The organism is Streptomyces sp. S465, from assembly GCF_026898115.1.
GTDB lineage: Bacteria > Actinomycetota > Actinomycetes > Streptomycetales > Streptomycetaceae > Streptomyces > Streptomyces luomodiensis.
This window is the reverse complement of the sequence record NZ_CP114036.1, coordinates 4,003,997-4,020,873: the sequence shown is the minus strand read 5'-3', so window position 1 is coordinate 4,020,873 and position 16,877 is coordinate 4,003,997. Positions and strand designations below refer to the sequence as shown.

14 protein-coding genes are annotated in these 16,877 nt (G+C 72.9%); 10 read left to right on the top strand and 4 right to left on the bottom strand.

Features of this window, described 5'->3' with window-relative positions; genetic code table 11:
* Positions 1-133: 133 nt before the first annotated feature.
* The 5 genes from N6H00_RS16920 (at position 134) to hutH (ending at position 7,391) form a co-directional block, all read left to right on the top strand.
* Entirely contained in the window at positions 134-1,306 is a 1,173-nt protein-coding gene (locus N6H00_RS16920) for an adenylate/guanylate cyclase domain-containing protein (RefSeq protein ID WP_268972564.1), read from the top strand.
* A 393-nt stretch (positions 1,307-1,699) separates the two neighbouring features.
* A complete protein-coding gene (locus N6H00_RS16915) occupies positions 1,700-3,001 on the top strand; it encodes a cytochrome P450 (protein ID WP_268972563.1) in 1,302 nt (433 codons plus the stop codon).
* 147 nt (positions 3,002-3,148) lie between these two features.
* Entirely contained in the window at positions 3,149-3,943 is a 795-nt protein-coding gene (locus N6H00_RS16910) for an enoyl-CoA hydratase/isomerase family protein (RefSeq protein ID WP_268972562.1), read from the top strand.
* A gap of 224 nt (positions 3,944-4,167) precedes the next feature.
* Positions 4,168-5,292: a GGDEF domain-containing protein gene (locus N6H00_RS16905; protein WP_268977000.1), complete on the top strand. Its 1,125-nt coding sequence runs from the start codon at positions 4,168-4,170 to the stop codon at positions 5,290-5,292.
* 554 nt (positions 5,293-5,846) lie between these two features.
* Positions 5,847-7,391, top strand: a complete 1,545-nt coding sequence (gene hutH, locus N6H00_RS16900) for a histidine ammonia-lyase (protein ID WP_268972561.1) — start codon at positions 5,847-5,849, stop codon at positions 7,389-7,391.
* Between the two features lie 44 nt (positions 7,392-7,435).
* Here hutH and N6H00_RS16895 read toward each other — a convergent pair whose 3' ends face one another.
* Positions 7,436-7,738, bottom strand: a complete 303-nt coding sequence (locus N6H00_RS16895) for a hypothetical protein (protein WP_268972560.1) — start codon at positions 7,736-7,738, stop codon at positions 7,436-7,438.
* A gap of 100 nt (positions 7,739-7,838) precedes the next feature.
* On the opposite strand from N6H00_RS16895, the gene N6H00_RS16890 reads away from it, so the two are divergent.
* The 3 genes from N6H00_RS16890 to N6H00_RS16880 all read left to right on the top strand — a co-directional run bounded on the left by N6H00_RS16890 (position 7,839) and on the right by N6H00_RS16880 (position 10,663).
* Positions 7,839-8,174 carry a hypothetical protein gene (locus tag N6H00_RS16890; protein ID WP_268972559.1) on the top strand — a complete coding sequence of 112 codons (336 nt, stop codon included), beginning with the start codon at positions 7,839-7,841 and terminating at the stop codon, positions 8,172-8,174.
* A gap of 197 nt (positions 8,175-8,371) precedes the next feature.
* Positions 8,372-9,634 (top strand): L,D-transpeptidase, encoded by a 1,263-nt coding sequence (locus N6H00_RS16885; RefSeq protein WP_268972558.1) that lies wholly within the window; start codon positions 8,372-8,374, stop codon positions 9,632-9,634.
* Between the two features lie 246 nt (positions 9,635-9,880).
* The gene (locus N6H00_RS16880) at positions 9,881-10,663 is read left to right on the top strand and encodes a VOC family protein (RefSeq protein WP_268972555.1); all 783 of its coding nucleotides are present in this window, start codon (positions 9,881-9,883) and stop codon (positions 10,661-10,663) included.
* A 52-nt stretch (positions 10,664-10,715) separates the two neighbouring features.
* Here the strand turns inward: N6H00_RS16880 and N6H00_RS16875 are convergent, their stop codons facing one another.
* Positions 10,716-12,179, bottom strand: coding sequence for a DUF2079 domain-containing protein (locus tag N6H00_RS16875; RefSeq protein ID WP_268972553.1), 1,464 nt, complete (start codon positions 12,177-12,179; stop codon positions 10,716-10,718).
* A 101-nt stretch (positions 12,180-12,280) separates the two neighbouring features.
* Between N6H00_RS16875 and N6H00_RS16870 the strand changes: the two genes are divergently transcribed.
* Positions 12,281-12,958, top strand: coding sequence for an HNH endonuclease family protein (locus N6H00_RS16870; protein ID WP_268976999.1), 678 nt, complete (start codon positions 12,281-12,283; stop codon positions 12,956-12,958).
* Between the two features lie 40 nt (positions 12,959-12,998).
* On the opposite strand, the gene N6H00_RS16865 is transcribed toward N6H00_RS16870, so the two are convergent.
* Both N6H00_RS16865 and N6H00_RS16860 read right to left on the bottom strand, forming a co-directional pair.
* Positions 12,999-13,748 (bottom strand): hypothetical protein, encoded by a 750-nt coding sequence (locus N6H00_RS16865; protein WP_268972552.1) that lies wholly within the window; start codon positions 13,746-13,748, stop codon positions 12,999-13,001.
* Complete coding sequence (locus tag N6H00_RS16860) at positions 13,748-14,464, bottom strand: hypothetical protein (RefSeq protein WP_268972550.1); 717 nt, start codon at positions 14,462-14,464, stop codon at positions 13,748-13,750. The genes N6H00_RS16865 and N6H00_RS16860 overlap by 1 nt, the downstream gene beginning before the upstream one ends.
* Before the next feature lie 194 nt (positions 14,465-14,658).
* Here N6H00_RS16860 and N6H00_RS16855 point away from each other — a divergent pair, with 194 nt between their 5' ends.
* Positions 14,659-16,869 (top strand): N-6 DNA methylase, encoded by a 2,211-nt coding sequence (locus tag N6H00_RS16855; RefSeq protein WP_268972549.1) that lies wholly within the window; start codon positions 14,659-14,661, stop codon positions 16,867-16,869.
* Positions 16,870-16,877: the final 8 nt, after the last annotated feature.

Sequence of the window (16,877 nt, the reverse complement as noted above, 5' to 3'; positions counted from 1 at the left end):
GAGTGAGCTACGGCACACCTGACGTATCGTGGTCGCGGTCGGTCCAGCTCGGGGCGGCCGTGGGCGAGCTCGGAACCGGGCCGGAAAGAGGGAACGGAAGGGCAGTGCGCAGGGATCGGACAGGGGGCGGGCGGTGACCGCCGACGACGCGGGTTCCGGCACGGCCGAGGGGCGCGAGGCGCTGGACGCCACCGCGCCGGACGCCGCCGTACGGGACACCGGGGCGCGGGAGCACACCGCCGCGGAGGCCCCCGAGGACGAGCCGGACCCCATCGCGCTCCGGCTGGAGCAGCTGATCCTCGGCGCCGAGCGGCGCTACACCCCTTTCCAGGCCGCCCGCAGCGCGGGTGTCTCGGTCGAGCTGGCCACCCGCTTCTGGCGGGCCATGGGCTTCGCCGACATCGGCCAGGCCAAGGCGCTCACCGAGGCCGACGTCCTGGCGCTGCGCCGGCTGTCCGGTCTGGTCGAGGCCGGGCTGCTGAGCGAGCCGATGGCCATCCAGGTGGCGCGGTCCACCGGCCAGACCACCGCCCGGCTCGCCGACTGGCAGATGGACTCGTTCCTGGAGGGGCTCACCGAGCCGCAGGAGACCGGGATGAGCCGTACCGAGATCGCGTATCCGCTGGTCGAGCTGTTGCTGCCGGAGCTGGAGGAGTTCCTGGTCTACGTCTACCGGCGCCAGCTCGCGGCCGCGACCGGCCGGGTGGTGCAGGCCGCGGACGACGTGGAGATGGTGAACCGGCGGCTGGCGGTCGGCTTCGCGGACCTGGTGAGCTTCACCCGGCTGACCCGGCGGCTGGAGGAGGAGGAGCTCGGCGAGCTGGTCGAGGCGTTCGAGACCACGGCCGCCGACCTGGTGGCCGCGCACGGCGGTCGGCTGATCAAGACACTGGGCGACGAGGTGCTCTACGCGGCCGATGACGCGGGCATCGCCGCCGAGATCGGGCTGCGCCTGATCGAGACGCTGACGCATGACGAGACGATGCCCGAGCTGCGGGTCGGGATCGCGTTCGGCACCGTCACGACGCGGATGGGCGATGTCTTCGGGACGACGGTGAACCTGGCCAGCCGGCTGACGTCCATAGCGCCCAAGAACGCGGTCCTGGTGGACGGCGCGTTCGCGGAGGAGCTGGGCCGCACCGGGGACGCCCCGGTGTCGGAGGCGGAGGCCGCCGAGGCGGCCGCGGCGGCCGAGAAGGAGGGCGAGGAGCCGCCGTCGTACCGGTTCGCGCTCCAGCCGATGTGGCAGCGGCCGGTGCGTGGGCTGGGGGTCGTGGAGCCGTGGCTGCTGAGCCGTCGCGCATGACCCGGGGGGCCGGATTCGTTCCGGTGGCCCGATTCTGATCGTGGGGGGCCGGCGTCCGGATCGTTTCGGTGGCGCTGTCCGGATGGCTGAAGTGGGCGCGTCGGCGGCACCCGTTGGGCTAGCCTACCTCCGCAAGATCCACTCGGTGGATCCCAGGTCCTGTCGTCGAAGTAGCACCGTCCGCGTCCGCCCGCGGGGTGGACCCGGCGGTGTCCAGGAGCCCGTGTGACCCAGCTTTACGATTCGAGTGCTCAGCATCCGGGCGCCTTACCTCCGCCGGGCTGTCCCGCCCACGCGGGGGCCGGCGCCGAACCGCTTCACGCGCCCGAGTTCGGAAGAGATCCCTTCGCGGTCTACCGGCGCCTGCGCGAGGCCCACGGTCCGCTGGCACCGGTGGAGCTGGACCATGGCGTCCCGGCCATGTTGTGCGTGGGATACGAGACGGCGCTGGAGATCATGCGGCGCCCCGAGACCTTCTCCAAGGACCCCCGCCACTGGCGCGCCAGGAACGAGGGCGTGCTGTCCGGGACCAGCTTCGCCACGCAGGTCTTCAGGCCCCGGCCGCAGGCCGACTTCGTGGACGGCGAGGAGCACCGGCGGCTGCGCGGCGCCATCGAGGACAGCACCGGCCGGATCGACTCCGATGCGCTGCGGACCTATGTGGAGCGCATCGCCGACGCGCTGATCGACCAGTTCTGCGGGGCGGGCGAGGCCGAGCTGATCGGGTCGTACTGCGCGCTGGTCCCGGTGCTCGTGACCGGTCAGCTCTTCGGCTGCCCGCAGGAGATCATGGACCGGCTGCTGCGGGGCGTGGCGGTGTTCATCGACGGTTCGGATCCCTCCGGCGGGGACCGGGACGCCGCTGAGGCGCTGCGCGATCTGGTCGACCTCAAGCGGCGCGAGCCGGGCGCCGACATCACGTCCTGGCTGATCGCCCATCCGGCGCGGCTGACCGACGAGGAACTGGTCGACCAGCTTCTGCTGCTGATCGGGATGCAGACCGGGGTGGTGCCCGGTCTGATCGGCAACGCCCTGCGGGTGCTGCTCACCGACGAGCGGTTCTCCGGGGACCTCATGGGCGGCAGCATGGTCGTCGAGGACGCCCTGGACGAGGTGCTGTGGACCGATCCGCCCCTGGCCAACACGACGCCCTACTTCCCGGTGCACGACACCAACCTCGCCGGGAAGCGGCTGCGCGCGGGTGACGCCGTGCTGATCAGCCTGGCGGCGACCAACCGGGACGCCCTGCTGAGGTCCCCGCACAAGCAGGGCAACCGGGCCCATCTGGCGTTCGGTGCGGGTCCCCACGCGTGCCCCGGCCGGGGCTCGGCCCGGCTGATCGCCTCCGTCGCGCTGGAGAAGCTGCTGGACCGCATCCCGGACCTCGCGCTGGCCGGTGAGCCGGAGGAGCTGGGGCAGCTGTCCGCAGTCTTCGTACGGGGTGCGATCACCCTGCCGGTGCGGTTCGCCCCCGTCGGCAGGCAGGGGGGCCGGGGCGGTCCGCAGGGGATGGGGACGGAGCAGGGGGCGTCCCCGCAGCCGCCCGCCCCGCCGCTTCCGCTGCCGCTTCCCACCTGGACGGGGGCCGCGGGTGAGCTCCGGCCCGGGGCGGACCCTGGGCAGCAGGGGGAGGACCGGCCCAAGCAGCAGTCGGCCCTGCTGGGGTTGTTCAACCGGCGGCGGCGGTCCCGCTAGGGCGTGACAGCGGCGCCGGCCGCGCCCGGGGCCACCGCCCGGCGGTGGCCCCGGACCCGTCCGGGTGGGCATGAGGTTCCGGACACCCCGGGAAGCTGGAATGATCGCCGACGATGCGTTCACGGTCGTTAACCGGGAGGGTGCGGGATGAGTGAGCAGCGGTACGGGGAGTGGGTCGCGGTCCGTCGGGACGGCTTCGTGGCCGAGCTGGTGCTGGACCGGCCGAAGGCCATGAACGCCGTCTCCTCCGAGATGGCGCGCAGTATCGCGGCCGCCTGCGCGGCGCTGGCGGCGGACCGTGACGTCCGGGCCGTCGTGCTGACCTCGACCCATGAGCGGGCCTTCTGCGTCGGCGCGGACCTCAAGGAGCGCAACTCCCTCTCCGACGCCGAGATGCTGCGGCACCGGCCGGTCTCCCGCGCCGCCTACACCGGGGTGCTGGAGCTGCCGATGCCCGCGATCGCCGCCGTGCACGGCTATGCGCTGGGCGGCGGCTTCGAGCTGGCCCTGTCCTGTGACGTGATCGTCGCCGACCCCACCGCCGTGCTGGGACTGCCCGAGGTGTCGGTGGGGGTGATCCCGGGTGGCGGCGGCACCCAGCTGCTGCCGCGCCGGGTGGGTGCCGCGCGCGCCGCCGAGCTGATCTTCTCCGCGCGCCGGGTGGCCGCCGGGGAGGCCCATGAACTGGGCCTGGTGGATCTGCTGGCGGCGGAGGGCGGGGCCCGGACCGAGGCACTGGAGCTGGCCCGGCGGATCGCCGGCAACTCCCCGGTCGGCGTGCGGGCCGCCAAGAAGGCGCTGCGGCTGGGGCAGGGGCTGGATCTGCGGGCCGGCCTGGAGGTCGAGGACGCGGCGTGGCGGACGGTGGCCTTCTCCGGCGACCGCGCCGAGGGCGTCGCCGCCTTCAATGAGAAGCGTCCGCCGAACTGGCCGGGGGAGTGAGCCCGGCCGGTTCCCCGGCCAGGCCCACGGGTGACCGCCCGCCCGGATACCCGGGGTGAACGGCCCGCAGCGGAATGTCCTCGACGTTCTTACGCTGGAGAGCAGAGCGGGAGTGTGCGTGCCGTGAGGAATGCGAGGCCGTCGTGACGGACAACGGGGACATCGGCGGACGGCCCGGCGGGGTCGACGGGCGATTGCGGGCCGTCGTGGGGCTCGCCCAGGAGATGGCGGCCGCGCACACCCCGCAGGAGGCGGTGGGCGCGGCGGCCGAGGCCGCCCGCCGCGCCCTCGACGGCAGTTTCGCGGCGATCTCGCTGTGGGAGCGCGAGCGGGGGCGGCTGCGGGTCCTGGTCAACGTGGGCGAGCTGACGGCGGGCGAGGAGCCGCAGCCGCGGGACGAGTCGTATCCGGTGCACGACTTCCCGGAGATCGCCGAGTTCCTGCACGAGCGCTGGGCCGCGGGCGGGGAGCCGCACGCCTGGGTCGAGACCGCCGAGGGCGGGCACACCGGCCCGGCCCCCCACCGCGGCCGTCAGGGGGTGCCCCCCGCCGGTGGCTGGGGGAGGGCGGCCGCCCTCCGGCGGCGGGGCCGCGGCAGCTGCGTGGTGGCCCCGATCGTGCTGCACGGGCGGGCGTGGGGCGAGCTGTATGTGGCGCGGGCGACCGGGAGCCCCGTCTTCGACCGCGACGAAGCCGATTTCGCCACCGTGCTGGCCTCGGTGACCGCCGCCGGGCTGGCCCAGACCGAACGGCTGGAGGAGGCCCGCCGGCTCGCCTTCACCGATCCGCTGACCGGCCTCGGCAACCGCCGCGCGGTGGACATACGGCTGGACGAGGCGCTGGAGGCGTACCACGCGGACGGCACGGTGGTGAGCCTGGTGGTCTGCGACCTCAATGGCCTCAAGCGGGTCAACGACACCCTCGGACACGCGGTCGGCGATCGTCTGCTGGAACGATTCGGCTCCTTGCTCTCGCTGTGCGGCGCGATGCTGCCCGGGGCGCTGGTGGCCCGGCTGGGCGGCGACGAGTTCTGTCTGCTGGGGGTCGGCCCCCCGGCGGACGAGGTGGTCCGGGTGGCCGACGAGCTGTGCCGCCGGGCCGCCGAGCTGGAGCTGGGCGAGGGCGTCGCCTGCGGGATCGCCTCCACCGGCGATCCGATCGGCCCCGTGTCGTCGGCCCGCCGCCTCTTCCGGCTGGCGGACGCGGCCCAGTACCGCGCCAAGGCCGCCCGCTCCCCCAAGCCGGTCGTGGCGGGCCGGGACGGCGGCCCCGAGGACCCGGTGATCCGGCTGGCCGACACCTCCCCCGCCCACCCCCCGGAGCGCCGCCGCTTCCGCGGCCGCCGGTGACGGGCCGCCGCCTGTCGGTGACCGCTCGCCGCGACCGCCTGCCGGCGGCCGGCCGTCGTGGCCGCCTCCCCATGACCGGCGGCCGTCGGCGGGTGGCGGGCCGCGGTGGTCGCCGTCCGTGGCCGGTCGCTGTGGCGCCTCCTTGTGGCTGGTCGTCGTGGCCGTCTCCCGGTGACCGGTGGCCGCCTGCGGGCGGCCGGTCGCCGCGACCGCTTCCCTGTGATGGGCTGTGGTGGCCGCATCCGTGTGGTAGGTCGCCGTCTGTGGGTGGCGGGCTGTGGTGGTCGCCGCCCGTGGCCGCTTCCGCGGGACCGGCCGTGGTGGTCGTTTCCTCGTGGAGGGCCGCTGTCTGCTGGGTGGCGGGCTGTGGTGGCTGCCGTCGGTGACGGGCTGCGGCGGCCGCTTCCCTGTGACGGGCCGCTGCCTGCGGGTGGCGAGCCGTGGTGGTCGCCGCCGGTGACCGGCCGTGGTGGCCGCTTCTCCGCGACGGGTCGCCGTGGCGCTTCCCGGCGGCCGGGTGACAGGTGCGGATTCAGAATCTAGTGTTCCTGAATATGGATATGCACTCTGTGGTGGTGGGAACGTCCGGGACGACCGCCGACGATGTCATCGCCGTGGCGCGCGGCGCCGCGCGGGTCGAGGTCTCCTCGGCGGCGCTGGCGGCCGTCGCGGCGGCGCGGCAGGTGATCGACGACCTCGCGGCCAAGCCCGAGCCCGTCTACGGCGTCTCCACCGGTTTCGGCGCGTTGGCCGTGCGCCACATCAGTCCTGAGCTGCGCGCCCAGCTACAGCGCAACATCGTCCGCTCGCACGCCGCCGGCATGGGCGCGCGGGTCGAGCGCGAGGTGGTGCGGGCGCTGATGTTCCTGCGGCTGAAGACGCTCGCGTCCGGCCGCACCGGCGTCCGGCCCGTGGTGGTGGAGACGATGGCCGCGCTGCTCAACGCGCAGATCACCCCCGTGGTCCACGAGTACGGCTCACTGGGCTGCTCCGGGGACCTGGCGCCGCTGTCCCACTGTGCGCTGGCCCTGATGGGCGAGGGCGAGGCCGAGGGGCCCGACGGGGTGGTGCGGCCGGCCGCCGAGCTGCTGGCCGAGCACGGCATCGAGCCGGTGGAGCTGCGCGAGAAGGAGGGGCTGGCGCTGCTCAACGGCACCGACGGGATGCTCGGCATGCTGATCATGGCCTGTGCCGATCTCGCCCGGCTGTTCACCGTCGCCGATGTGACCGCGGCCCTGTCGCTGGAGGCGCTGCTGGGTACCGACCGGGTGCTCGCGCCCGAGCTGCACGCCATCCGCCCCCATCCGGGACAGGCCGCCAGCGCCGCCAACATGCTGCGGGTGCTGGAGGGTTCGGGGCTCACCGGGCACCACCAGGACGAGGCGCCGCGCGTCCAGGACGCGTACTCGGTCCGGTGCGCCCCACAGGTCGCGGGCGCCGGCCGGGACACCCTCGCCCACGCCCGGCTGGTCGCCGACCGCGAACTGGCCGCCGCCGTGGACAACCCGGTGGTGCTGCCGGACGGTCGGGTGGAGTCCAACGGCAACTTCCATGGCGCGCCCGTGGCGTACGTCCTGGACTTCCTGGCCGTCGCGGCGGCCGACCTCGCCTCGATCGCCGAGCGCCGCACCGACCGGCTGCTGGACAAGAACCGCTCCCACGGCCTGCCGCCCTTCCTGGCGGGTGACCCGGGCGTGGACTCGGGGCTGATGATCGCCCAGTACACCCAGGCGGCCCTGGTGAGTGAGATGAAGCGGCTGGCGGTGCCCGCCTCGGTCGACTCCATCCCGTCCTCCGCGATGCAGGAGGACCATGTCTCGATGGGCTGGTCGGCGGCGCGCAAGCTGCGCACCGCGGTGGACAACCTGACCCGCGTGCTGGCCGTCGAACTGGTCGCCGCCACCCGGGCCATCGAGCTGCGCACCGGGCTGGAGCCCGCACCCGCGAGCCGGGCGGTGCTGGCGGCGGCGCGCCGGGCGGGGGTCGGCGGGCCGGGCGAGGACCGCTATCTGGCGCCGGACCTGGCGGCGGCGGACGCGTTCGTACGATCCGGAAAGCTGATCGAGGCCGTGGAGTCGGTGACGGGTCACCTGGTCTGAGCGGCCGGGGCCAACGACGCCTCCCCGGGCGCCCCGTTGAGGTCCTAGTACGCCTCGGGGCGGGTGCGCCGCAGGGAGGCGGTCACCATCGCGACGCCCAGGCCCAGGAAGGCGGTGCCGCCGAAGAGGTACGGGGTGACGTCCACGCTTCCGGTGTCGGCCAGGTTCCCGTCGGGCACGGCCTCGGTCCCGGTCCCGGAGCCGGACGAGGGCGCGGTCTGTGCGGCCGCCGACGACGATCCCGGGTCCTCCGGCGTGGCGTTGGCGGACGGGACGAACCACAGGGCGCACAGCAGCGAACCGGCAGCGGCGGCGGTCAGCAGCGGTCGGCGTGCGGACAACGGCATCCTCCTTGAGGCTGCGGCAAATTGGCCCCGTGCGCCCGATCGTAGTGACAACTGCGGGTCGTGCGGAAGCGAGACCGCTCGGCCCCCTAACCTCCGTCGCATGACGAGTACCGAGACATCACGGTTTGTCCGGCTTCGTGTGGACCTCGTGGTGGAAATCACCGAACAGGACCGGCTGCGGCGCGCGGCGGACGAGCGCATCGACGGTGACGCCTCCATGGCCGAGGAGGAGCGGGGTCACGCACGCCTGATGGTGGAGTCGGACGAGGCGGAGGCGCTGGCCTATCTGGTCGATCCGTTTGAGCTGGTGGAGGACGTGCCGGGGGTCGAACTCGCCCAGGCGTCCTGGAGTACCGAGCACGTCGACTACGATCCTCGCGCCACCGAGTGGTCCGGGGCCTTCGAGGACCTGGACGACCTTGATGAGGACGAGTGATCCGGACGACCGGGGCAACCGAGCCGTGCGGATTCGGGTGTCGGCGGGTCTTAGGCTTGTCCGGTGTCTTTGCTGAGTGGCCTTGCGCACAGTTTCGCCGTGCGTGGAACCGGCCAAAAGGTACAGGCGTTCTTGTCAGGCAGGTTCGGGGTTTCTGGGGTCCGGATCAAGATCCAGGTCAAATGGAGAAGCGTGTGATGACGGACGGCAAACGCCGTAAGGCACTGGTGGCCGCGGCCGCCGTGCTCAGCGGCGTACTCACGCTCGCCGCGTGCGGCGGGAACGACGACGGCGGCGACGACGCCAAGAACGACGGGAACAAGTCGCAGTCGCAGGTCGACGAGGCGGCTGCCAAGGACGCGTCGGACGCCCACATCAAGATCACGCCGAAGGCCGGTGCGACGAACGCGGGCATCAACAGTGACACCAAGGTCACGGTCAGCGACGGCAAGCTCACCTCCGTCACGATGACGTCCGCGGCGACCGGCAACACCGTGGCCGGGACCATATCGGCCGACAAGACGTCCTGGAAGCCGGACGGCCAGCTGGAGCGGGCCACTCAGTACAAGATCACGGCATCCGCCGAGGACTCCCAGGGCCGTAAGGCGACCGAGAACTCGTCCTTCACCACCGTCTCGCCCGCCAACAGCTTCATCGGCAACTTCACGCCGGAGGACGGCTCCACGGTCGGCGTGGGCATGCCGGTGTCCATCCGGTTCGACAAGGCGGTGACGAACAAGAAGGACGTCGAGTCGCACATCAAGGTCACCTCCAGCAGCGGCCAGCAGGTGGTCGGGCACTGGTTCGGCGCCAACCGGCTCGACCTGCGCCCGCAGGAGTACTGGAAGCCCAACTCGACCGTCTCCCTGAAGCTGGACCTGGACGGCGTCGAGGCGTCGTCCGGCGTCAAGGGCGTCCAGGAGAAGACCGTCACCTTCAAGATCGGTCACTCTCAGGTCTCCACGGTCGACGCCGAGGCCAAGACGATGAAGGTGGTCCGCGACGGCAAGCTGCTCAAGACCATCAACATCTCGGCCGGCAGCCCTGAGAACACGACCTACAACGGTCAGATGGTGATCTCCGAGAAGTTCAAGGAGACCCGGATGAACGGTGCGACGGTCGGCTTCACGGACGACGACGGCAAGGGCGAGTACGACATCAAGGACGTCCCGCACGCGATGCGGCTGTCCACCTCGGGCACCTTCATCCACGGCAACTACTGGGGCGCCAAGTCCATCTTCGGCAACGTCAACACCAGCCACGGCTGTGTGGGCCTGTCGGACACCAAGGGGGCCAACGACCCCAACACGGACGGCGCCTGGTTCTACAACAACTCCCAGATCGGCGACGTCGTCGTCGTGAAGAACTCCAAGGACAAGACCATCCAGCCGGACAACGGCCTCAACGGATGGAACATGGACTGGGACCAGTGGGTGGCCGGAAGCGCTGTCGGCGCCTGACGCACCCTCTTCTCACCACCGCCGGGCGGCGGTCGGCCCCGAAGGCCGGCCGCCGCCCGGCGCGTTCGGCCGGCCCGAGCGGCGTGGCGCGGGAGGGCGGGCGCACGCCTCCCTGAAAGGCCGCGGGCCGCACCCGGTGAACCGTCCCCGCCGAGTGGCGTGCGCGCCGGGCCGGAGGAGAATGGGCCGTGGGGGCATCCCATCCGGCTGCCGCGCGGCCGGTAGTGGCGATACGGAGGCGGCCCGATGCCCGAAGTCACGTCCTATCAGCCCGGAACACCCTGCTGGATCGATCTGATGGTCCCCGACCAGCGGGCCGCCCTGGACTTCTACTCCGGGCTGTTCGGCTGGGAGGAGGCGGCCGGACCGCCGGTGACCGGCGGCTATGTGATGTGCACCCTGAAGGGCAAGCCGGTCGCGGGGGTCATGTCCGCGGAGTCGGTGGGCGAGGAGGCCCCGCCGCCGACCGTCTGGACCACCTACTTCTGCTCCGCCGACGCCCAGGCCACCTCCGAGGCCGTCAGCCGGGCCGGCGGCACCGTGCTGCTGCCGGTCATGGACGTGATGGACCTCGGGCGGATGCTGGTGGCGACCGACCCGCTGGGGACCGTCTTCGGCGTCTGGCAGCCGCTCGCCTTCCCCGGCGCGGGCCTGGTCAACGAGGTCTCCACGCTGGTCTGGAACGAGCTCAACACCACCGACCGGGAGGCCGCCTCGGCGTTCTACGCCGAGGCGCTGGGCCTGGAGTCGGTCCCGATGGAGGGCGCCGAGGACTACTTCGCGCTGTCCGTCAACGGCCGCACGGTCGGCGGGCTCCAGCCGCTGCGCGCGGGGATGCCGCCGGAGGTGCCCCCGCACTGGCTGGTCTACTTCGCCGTCGGGGACGTCGACCGGTCCGCGGCCAAGCTGTCCGCGGCGGGCGGCACGGTGCTGCGCCCGCCGTACGACATGGTGGCGGGCCGGATGTCCGTGGTGCGGGATCCGCAGGGCGCGTCCTTCGCCCTCATCGCCCCCAAGCCGATGCGCTGAGGACCGCACGCGGTGGCCGGCGCGCGGCCGGTCCGGTGGCCCGGAGCCCGGCTCAGCCCCGCTTGAGGACGAAATAGCCGGACGTGGAGCCGATGGCCGTGTACCGCGTGCCCGGGTGGAGCTGTCCGGCGTACTCCACCACCTGCCGCGCGGTGCGCTCGGGCGGCTCCTGAAGGGCTATGTAGTCCGGCTGTATGCCCTGGGTGGCGCCGACCCACAGCACCCGGCAGCGGCTGGTGAGCCGGCTTATCGGCCCGACGTTGGCCTCCACCGTCGCCCCGTCCGGAATCCGGTCCAGCAGCCGCTCCACCGCTCCGACCTGCGCCGGTTTCTCGTAGGTGGCGCTCCTGGTGAGCTCGTACAGGGGCATGGCGGACGACAGCGCCAGGGCCGCGCCGCACACCGCGGCGGGCAGCTGGCGGGCGTAGGAGGCGAGCCAGGGCCGGGCGGAGTCCCGGCTGCGGTCCAGGGCGTCCACCAGGGCCAGCAGGACGATCGGCATCAGCACCGCGCTGTAGTGCCAGTCCGTGCCCCAGTAGTGGTCGTCGTGGGAGACGAAGCGCCAGCCGAGGGTGGGCACGGCGGCCAGCAGCAGCGGGGAGCGCAGCGCCAGCAGACCGGTGGTCGGCAGCAGGATCCACAGCAGGGTGCGCAGCGCGGTGCCGAACGGGATCGTGCCGGTCTGCGGGCCGCCGCTGCCGACCTTGTCCCAGTAGTCGTACGAACCGGCGCCGTTGAAGCCGGGGATGACCACGCCGAGCGCGAGCGCCGAGACCAGGACGCCGAAGCCCATCAGCGCGACGGCGAGCGGGGCGACACGGGGCCCGCGCTCGCCGTCGCGCCGGGCGCGGAGCCAGATGACGGCGCCGATCGCGGCCACCGTGGCGCCCATGTCCTCCTTGACGAAGGCCAGCGGGACGGCCCACAGCATCGCCGCGTACCAGCGCCGGCGGATCACCGCCTCCAAGGAGAAGGCGATGAGCGGGACGGCGAAGCAGATCTCGTGGAAGTCGAAGTCCACGGCGCGCTGGATGCCCCAGGACACCCCGTAGGCGATGCCGATCGCGAGCCCCCGGCCGCGCCCCAGCAGCCGGGCGGCGACGCGGGTGACGGGGACGGCGGAGACGGCGAACAGCGCCGCCTGCGCGACCAGCAGGGTGACGGGGCCGGGGAAGAGCCGGTAGACGGGTCCGAGCAGCGCCGTGATGGGGCTGAAGTGGTCGCCGAGGATGTTGGCGCCGGGGCCCTTGAGATCCGCTATGGGGGCCTGGAAGTGCGCGTACGCCCGTATCGCCTGTTCGAAGATGCCCAGGTCCCAGGACATGGTGGCCATGCGGCGGTAGCGGCAGACCGACAGCGCCGTGAAGGCGGCGAAGAGGGCGAGGGCCAGCCAGTACGGGTCGGCCCGCGGGTGCCGCAGCGCGGCCGCCCGGGTGAGCGGCCGGGTACGTCCCGTGGTGACGGCGGTCGCCCCCTCGGCGCCGGTGCCGGGCGGAGCGGTTGCGGCCGTGTCCATCCAGGGTCCTTATCGTGTGGGCGGTCTGTGCGAAAAGATACGCGAAGGGGGCGGGAAGGTTGCGGGGACGGGTTCGCATACCGGCGCGGGGTTCCGTGGTGTTGCTGGCCGCGCTGCTGGCGGTCGGCGGCTGCGAGGCCGGTGACCAGGAGGGGGACAAAGGCGGCGGCTCCGGCGTGGGCGGTGGCGGGGCCACGGTGTCCGGATCGGCCCTGTCGGCTGTGTCCTCTCTCACAGTCAAGGGGCGTGCGCCGAAGACCGGTTATGAGCGCGACGAGTTCGGCAGCTCCTGGGTGGACACCGACGACAACGGCTGCGGGACCCGCGAGGACATCCTCAAGCGGGATCTGACGGACGTGAAGTTCCGCGACGGCCACTGCCTGGTCGCCTCGGGCACGCTCACCGACGACCCGTACACCGGCCGCGCCGTGCGGTTCGTGCGGGGCCGCAGCAAGGTGGACATCGACCATGTGGTCGCGCTGTCGGACGCCTGGCAGAAGGGCGCCCAGAAGTGGGACCGGGACAAGCGCGTGGCGTTCGCCAACGATCCGCTCAACCTGATCGCCGTGGACGCCTCCGCCAACCGCCGTAAGGGAGACGGCGACGCGGCGACCTGGCTGCCGCCCAACACGGCGTACCGCTGTGACTATGTGGCGCATCAGGTGGCGGTGAAGAAGGCGTACGGGCTGTGGGTGACCTCGGCCGAGAGGGACGCGATGCGGCGGGTGCTGCGCGGCTGCCCCACGACGAAGCTGCCCGCGCGCTCGGGCGGGCGCTAGCCGGCGGCCGTAGCGCGCGGGAGGACCGGCCAGACTCCGGTCAGTCGCCGAGGGTGTCGAGGTCGACGATGTCCCCGGTGGGGGCCTTCGCTTCGACGGGCCGGTCGAAGTCGTCGAACCGCAGCGTGCCCGGCTCCTTGCCGCCCTTGGTCACCAGCTTGAGGAGGTACGGCTTGCCCTCCGTGGCGACATAGGCGGTGTAGGTCTCCTCGCCGTCCGACTCGGTGACCGTGATCGCGGACCGGCCGTCCACGGTGGCGGCCCTGCCCTTGCGCGCGATGTTGTCGGCGGCCGAGAACCCGGCGAGCAGCTGGTCGGAGTCACACATGGCGGTGAAGTCCTTGGCGTCCGCGCCCGAGGCGTCGGCCTTGGTCCAGCGGTCGCCGATCATCTTGGCCGCGGCCTCGCCGTCCGCACCGCCCTGCGCACGCCAGAAGGCCGCGTCGTACTTCATATAGGCCGTGTGACCGGTCTTGATCACGCGGACGGTGCCGTCGCCGATGGTCATGCTGCCGGTGCACTCGCCCTTGTTGTCCGAGGACATGTGGTACTTCATGGGGTCGCCGTCGACGATGCCGTCCATGTCGATGGTCAGGGAGGTCGCCGACTTGGTGGTCTTGATGGCCCTGTTGATGATCTGCGGGCCGGTCAGGGCGGCGATGCCCTCGGCGGCCTTGGTCTCCTCGGCCGTGGTGGGCCCCTTGTCCGAGGCGTCCTTGTGCTGGTCGGTCCCGCATGCGGTGAGGGCGGTGGCGGCGCACAGTGCCGCCAGGATCGTGATGGAGCGCATCAGCCCGTCTTCTTCCAGTTCTCGCAGCCGTTGGTCTTGAAATAGCCGTCCTGGGCGCCGATGGTCACGATGGCGTTCCCCGAGACGTTGTCGTTGGCGATGATCGATTCGATGCCGTGCAGGGCGTCCTTGTTCCGCTCCCAGTAGCAGCCGCTGTCGGAGCCGTTGCCGGTGGACTTGTAGGTGCCGGGGGCGATGTCCGCGCCGATCCGGTACATGCCGTCGCCGGCCATCTCGGTCTTCGGGGTTCCGGAGGCGGTCGCGGGGACGGCCTCCCAGTCCTCGCACCCCTGCGACGTGAAGATCTTGTCGCTGGCCTTGATCGTCACATAGCTGCTGCCGGTGACGTTGTCGTTGGCGAGGATGGCGTCGGGCTCCCCGGAGGAGTCCTTGGCCCGCTCCCAGTAGCACATGCCGCCGCTGTTGCCGGTGGTTCTATAGGTGCCCGGTCTGACGTCGGTGCCGACTTGGAGCGTGCCGTCGCCGCTGAAGGCGGCCTTGGTCTTCTTCGGCTCCGCCTCCTTGGCCTCCTTCCCGTGCTTGCCGGAGCCGCCGTCGGCGGACGAGGCGGCCGTGTCCGGACCGTTGCCCTTGTCGTCGCCGCTTCCGGCGCCCGACACGGCACTGCCCAGGGCGATGACGGTGATGAGCGCACCGGCGCCGGTGAGCACCTTGTGCCGGGCGAACCAGTTCTTCTGCTTCCGCTGCTGAGACATGACGGATCGACACCTTTCGGGTGCTGGGCGGTCGGTGGTGAGCCTCGTGCGATGGACCAATAAGAGCAGAGCCTGTGAACCGAGTCAACAAGGAAAATATTGGAGATGGGATTCACGCTGTGAATCGGTCTGCATGTGTTGATCGGTCGGTATGCTGGGCCGCCACAGCAGCACCACGGGACGGAGTCAGCCAGGTGCCGGACAACGCAGCAGAGGTGACCGCCGCGGGCATCGCCCGGCTCGCCGGGGTGGGCCGCGCCGCCGTCAGCAACTGGCGCCGCCGCCACGCCGACTTCCCCAAGCCCGTGGGCGGCACCGAGACCAGCCCGACCTTCGCGCTCGGCGACATCGAGCGCTGGCTGCGCGCCCAGGGCAAGCTCGCCGAGGTCCCGCTGCGCGAACGCGTCTGGCAGCTGCTCACCGGGCATCCAGCGGGCGGCGCGGCCGCGCTGTGCCAGGTCGGAGCCGTCCTCCTGCTGGTCAGGGACCGGCCCGCGGTCTGGCAGCGGCTGAGCGAGGGTGCCGATGAGCAGCTGGCCGAAATGCTGCCCGTCGCCCTCGCCCCGGCCCTGACCGCACGGCTCGGCGAGACCCACCCGGTGTGCCTCCCGGACCCGGCCGGGCTCGGTCCCACGGTGCCGCTGCTGCGCGGAGCGGCGGAGCTCGCCGCGGAACTCGGCCCGCGCGAGGCGTACGAATTCCTGCTGGGCCGCCATCTGGACGCCAACCCCCGGCAGTACACCCTCACCCCGCCGGGTCCCGCCGCCCTGATGGCCGCACTGGCGGGCCTCACTCCGGGGCAAGGGGCGGCCGTGGCCCCTGGCGGGAAGGGGGCGTCCGGGGGGCGCGGTGCGCCGGACGCGCCGGCTGCCGGTGCGGGTACCGCCGGTTCCGTGCTCGATCCCGCTTCCGGGACCGGGGGGCTGCTGGGGGCCGCGGGGGCGGCGGCGAGCGTGTACGCACAGGAGCGGGACCCCGACCTCGCCGCGCTCACCGCGCTGCGGCTCGCGCTGGGCACCGACGCCCGTGCGCGGGTGGCCGGGGGAGACAGTCTGCGGGCCGACGCCTTCCCGGGGACGGCCGTCGACGCCGTCGTCTGCCATCCGCCGTTCAACGAGCGCAACTGGGGCCATGACGAACTCGCCTACGACCCGCGCTGGGAGTACGGCTTCCCCGCCCGGACCGAGTCCGAGCTGGCCTGGGTCCAGCACGCCCTGGCCCACCTGCGGGACGGCGGCACCGCCGTTCTGCTGATGCCGCCCGCCGCCGCCTCCCGCCGCTCCGGCCGCCGTATCCGCGCCGATCTGCTGCGGCGCGGCGCGCTGCGGGCCGTCGTGGCGCTGCCTGCCGGGGCGGCGCCGCCGTACGGTATCCCGCTGCACCTGTGGGTGCTGCGGCGCCCCGGGGCCGGACAGCCCCCGGCCCCGCACGTCCTGCTCGTCGACGCCGCGGCGGCGGTCGCGGCCCCGGCCGAGGGCCCCACCGCGCCCGGCGCCGCCACGCTGGGTCCCGCCGCGCAAGGTGCCGCCGCCCCCTCGTCCGGCCGCGGCAAACTGCCCTGGCAGACCGTGCGGACCACCGTCCTGGACGCCTGGCACGCCTTCGACCGCGAGGGCGCCGCCCCCGAACGGCCCGGAGTGTGCCGCGTCCTGCCGGTCATCGAACTCCTCGACGACGACGTGGACCTGGCCCCGGCCCGTCATCTCCCGCCGCCCGCCACGGGCGGCGGGATCGCCGAACTCGCCGCCGTACGGGACCGGCTCACCGCCACCCTGACCCGCACCGCCGAGCTCACCCCCGCCGCGCCCGTCCGGCCCCGCGCCGAGCAGACCGCCGCCGACCGCCGGCCGATGACCACGGTCGGCGAACTCGCCCGCGCGGGCGCCCTCGTGCTCAAGAGCGGTACGACGGCGGCGGGCGGCTCCTTCCCCGTCCTCACCGAACAGGACGTACTGGCCGCGACCGGCCCCAGCGGCCCCGCCGGAGAGGGGGCCGAGGGGGAGGAGCCCGTGCTGACCGAGCCCGGCGATGTGGTCGTCCCGCTGATCGGCGGCGGCACCGTCGCCCGGGTCGTGGACGAGTCCACCGCCGGGGCCGCGCTGGGGCGCAATCTGAGCCTGCTGCGGCCCGACCCCGATGCGCTCGACCCCTGGTTCCTGGCCGGATATCTGCGGGGCAGCGCCAACCAGCGGCAGGCCAGCAGCTACGCCTCCACCGCCACCCGGCTCGACGTCCGGCGGCTGCGGCTGCCCCGGCTGCCCCTCGCCGACCAGCGGCGCTACGGGGAGCGCTACCGCACCCTGGCCTCCTTCGAGGAGTCCCTGCGGCACGCGGCCCGGCTGGGCGAGCAGCTGGTGCGGGGACTGTACGACGGGCTCGCGGACGGCACCGTCGAGCCCCATTGATCACGATT

Excerpts from the sequence above, each read along its gene's own strand:
- N6H00_RS16875 (WP_268972553.1), bottom strand. The coding sequence starts at position 12,179 with ATGGACACGGCCGCAACCGCTCCGCCCGGCACCGGCGCCGAGGGGGCG.
- hutH (WP_268972561.1), top strand. The coding sequence starts at position 5,847 with ATGGATATGCACTCTGTGGTGGTGGGAACGTCCGGGACGACCGCCGAC.
- N6H00_RS16890 (WP_268972559.1), top strand. The coding sequence starts at position 7,839 with ATGACGAGTACCGAGACATCACGGTTTGTCCGGCTTCGTGTGGACCTC.
- N6H00_RS16910 (WP_268972562.1), top strand. The coding sequence starts at position 3,149 with ATGAGTGAGCAGCGGTACGGGGAGTGGGTCGCGGTCCGTCGGGACGGC.
- N6H00_RS16865 (WP_268972552.1), bottom strand. The coding sequence starts at position 13,748 with ATGCGCTCCATCACGATCCTGGCGGCACTGTGCGCCGCCACCGCCCTC.
- N6H00_RS16895 (WP_268972560.1), bottom strand. The coding sequence starts at position 7,738 with ATGCCGTTGTCCGCACGCCGACCGCTGCTGACCGCCGCCGCTGCCGGT.
- N6H00_RS16885 (WP_268972558.1), top strand. The coding sequence starts at position 8,372 with ATGACGGACGGCAAACGCCGTAAGGCACTGGTGGCCGCGGCCGCCGTG.
- N6H00_RS16860 (WP_268972550.1), bottom strand. The coding sequence starts at position 14,464 with ATGTCTCAGCAGCGGAAGCAGAAGAACTGGTTCGCCCGGCACAAGGTG.
- N6H00_RS16880 (WP_268972555.1), top strand. The coding sequence starts at position 9,881 with ATGCCCGAAGTCACGTCCTATCAGCCCGGAACACCCTGCTGGATCGAT.
- N6H00_RS16905 (WP_268977000.1), top strand. The coding sequence starts at position 4,168 with ATGGCGGCCGCGCACACCCCGCAGGAGGCGGTGGGCGCGGCGGCCGAG.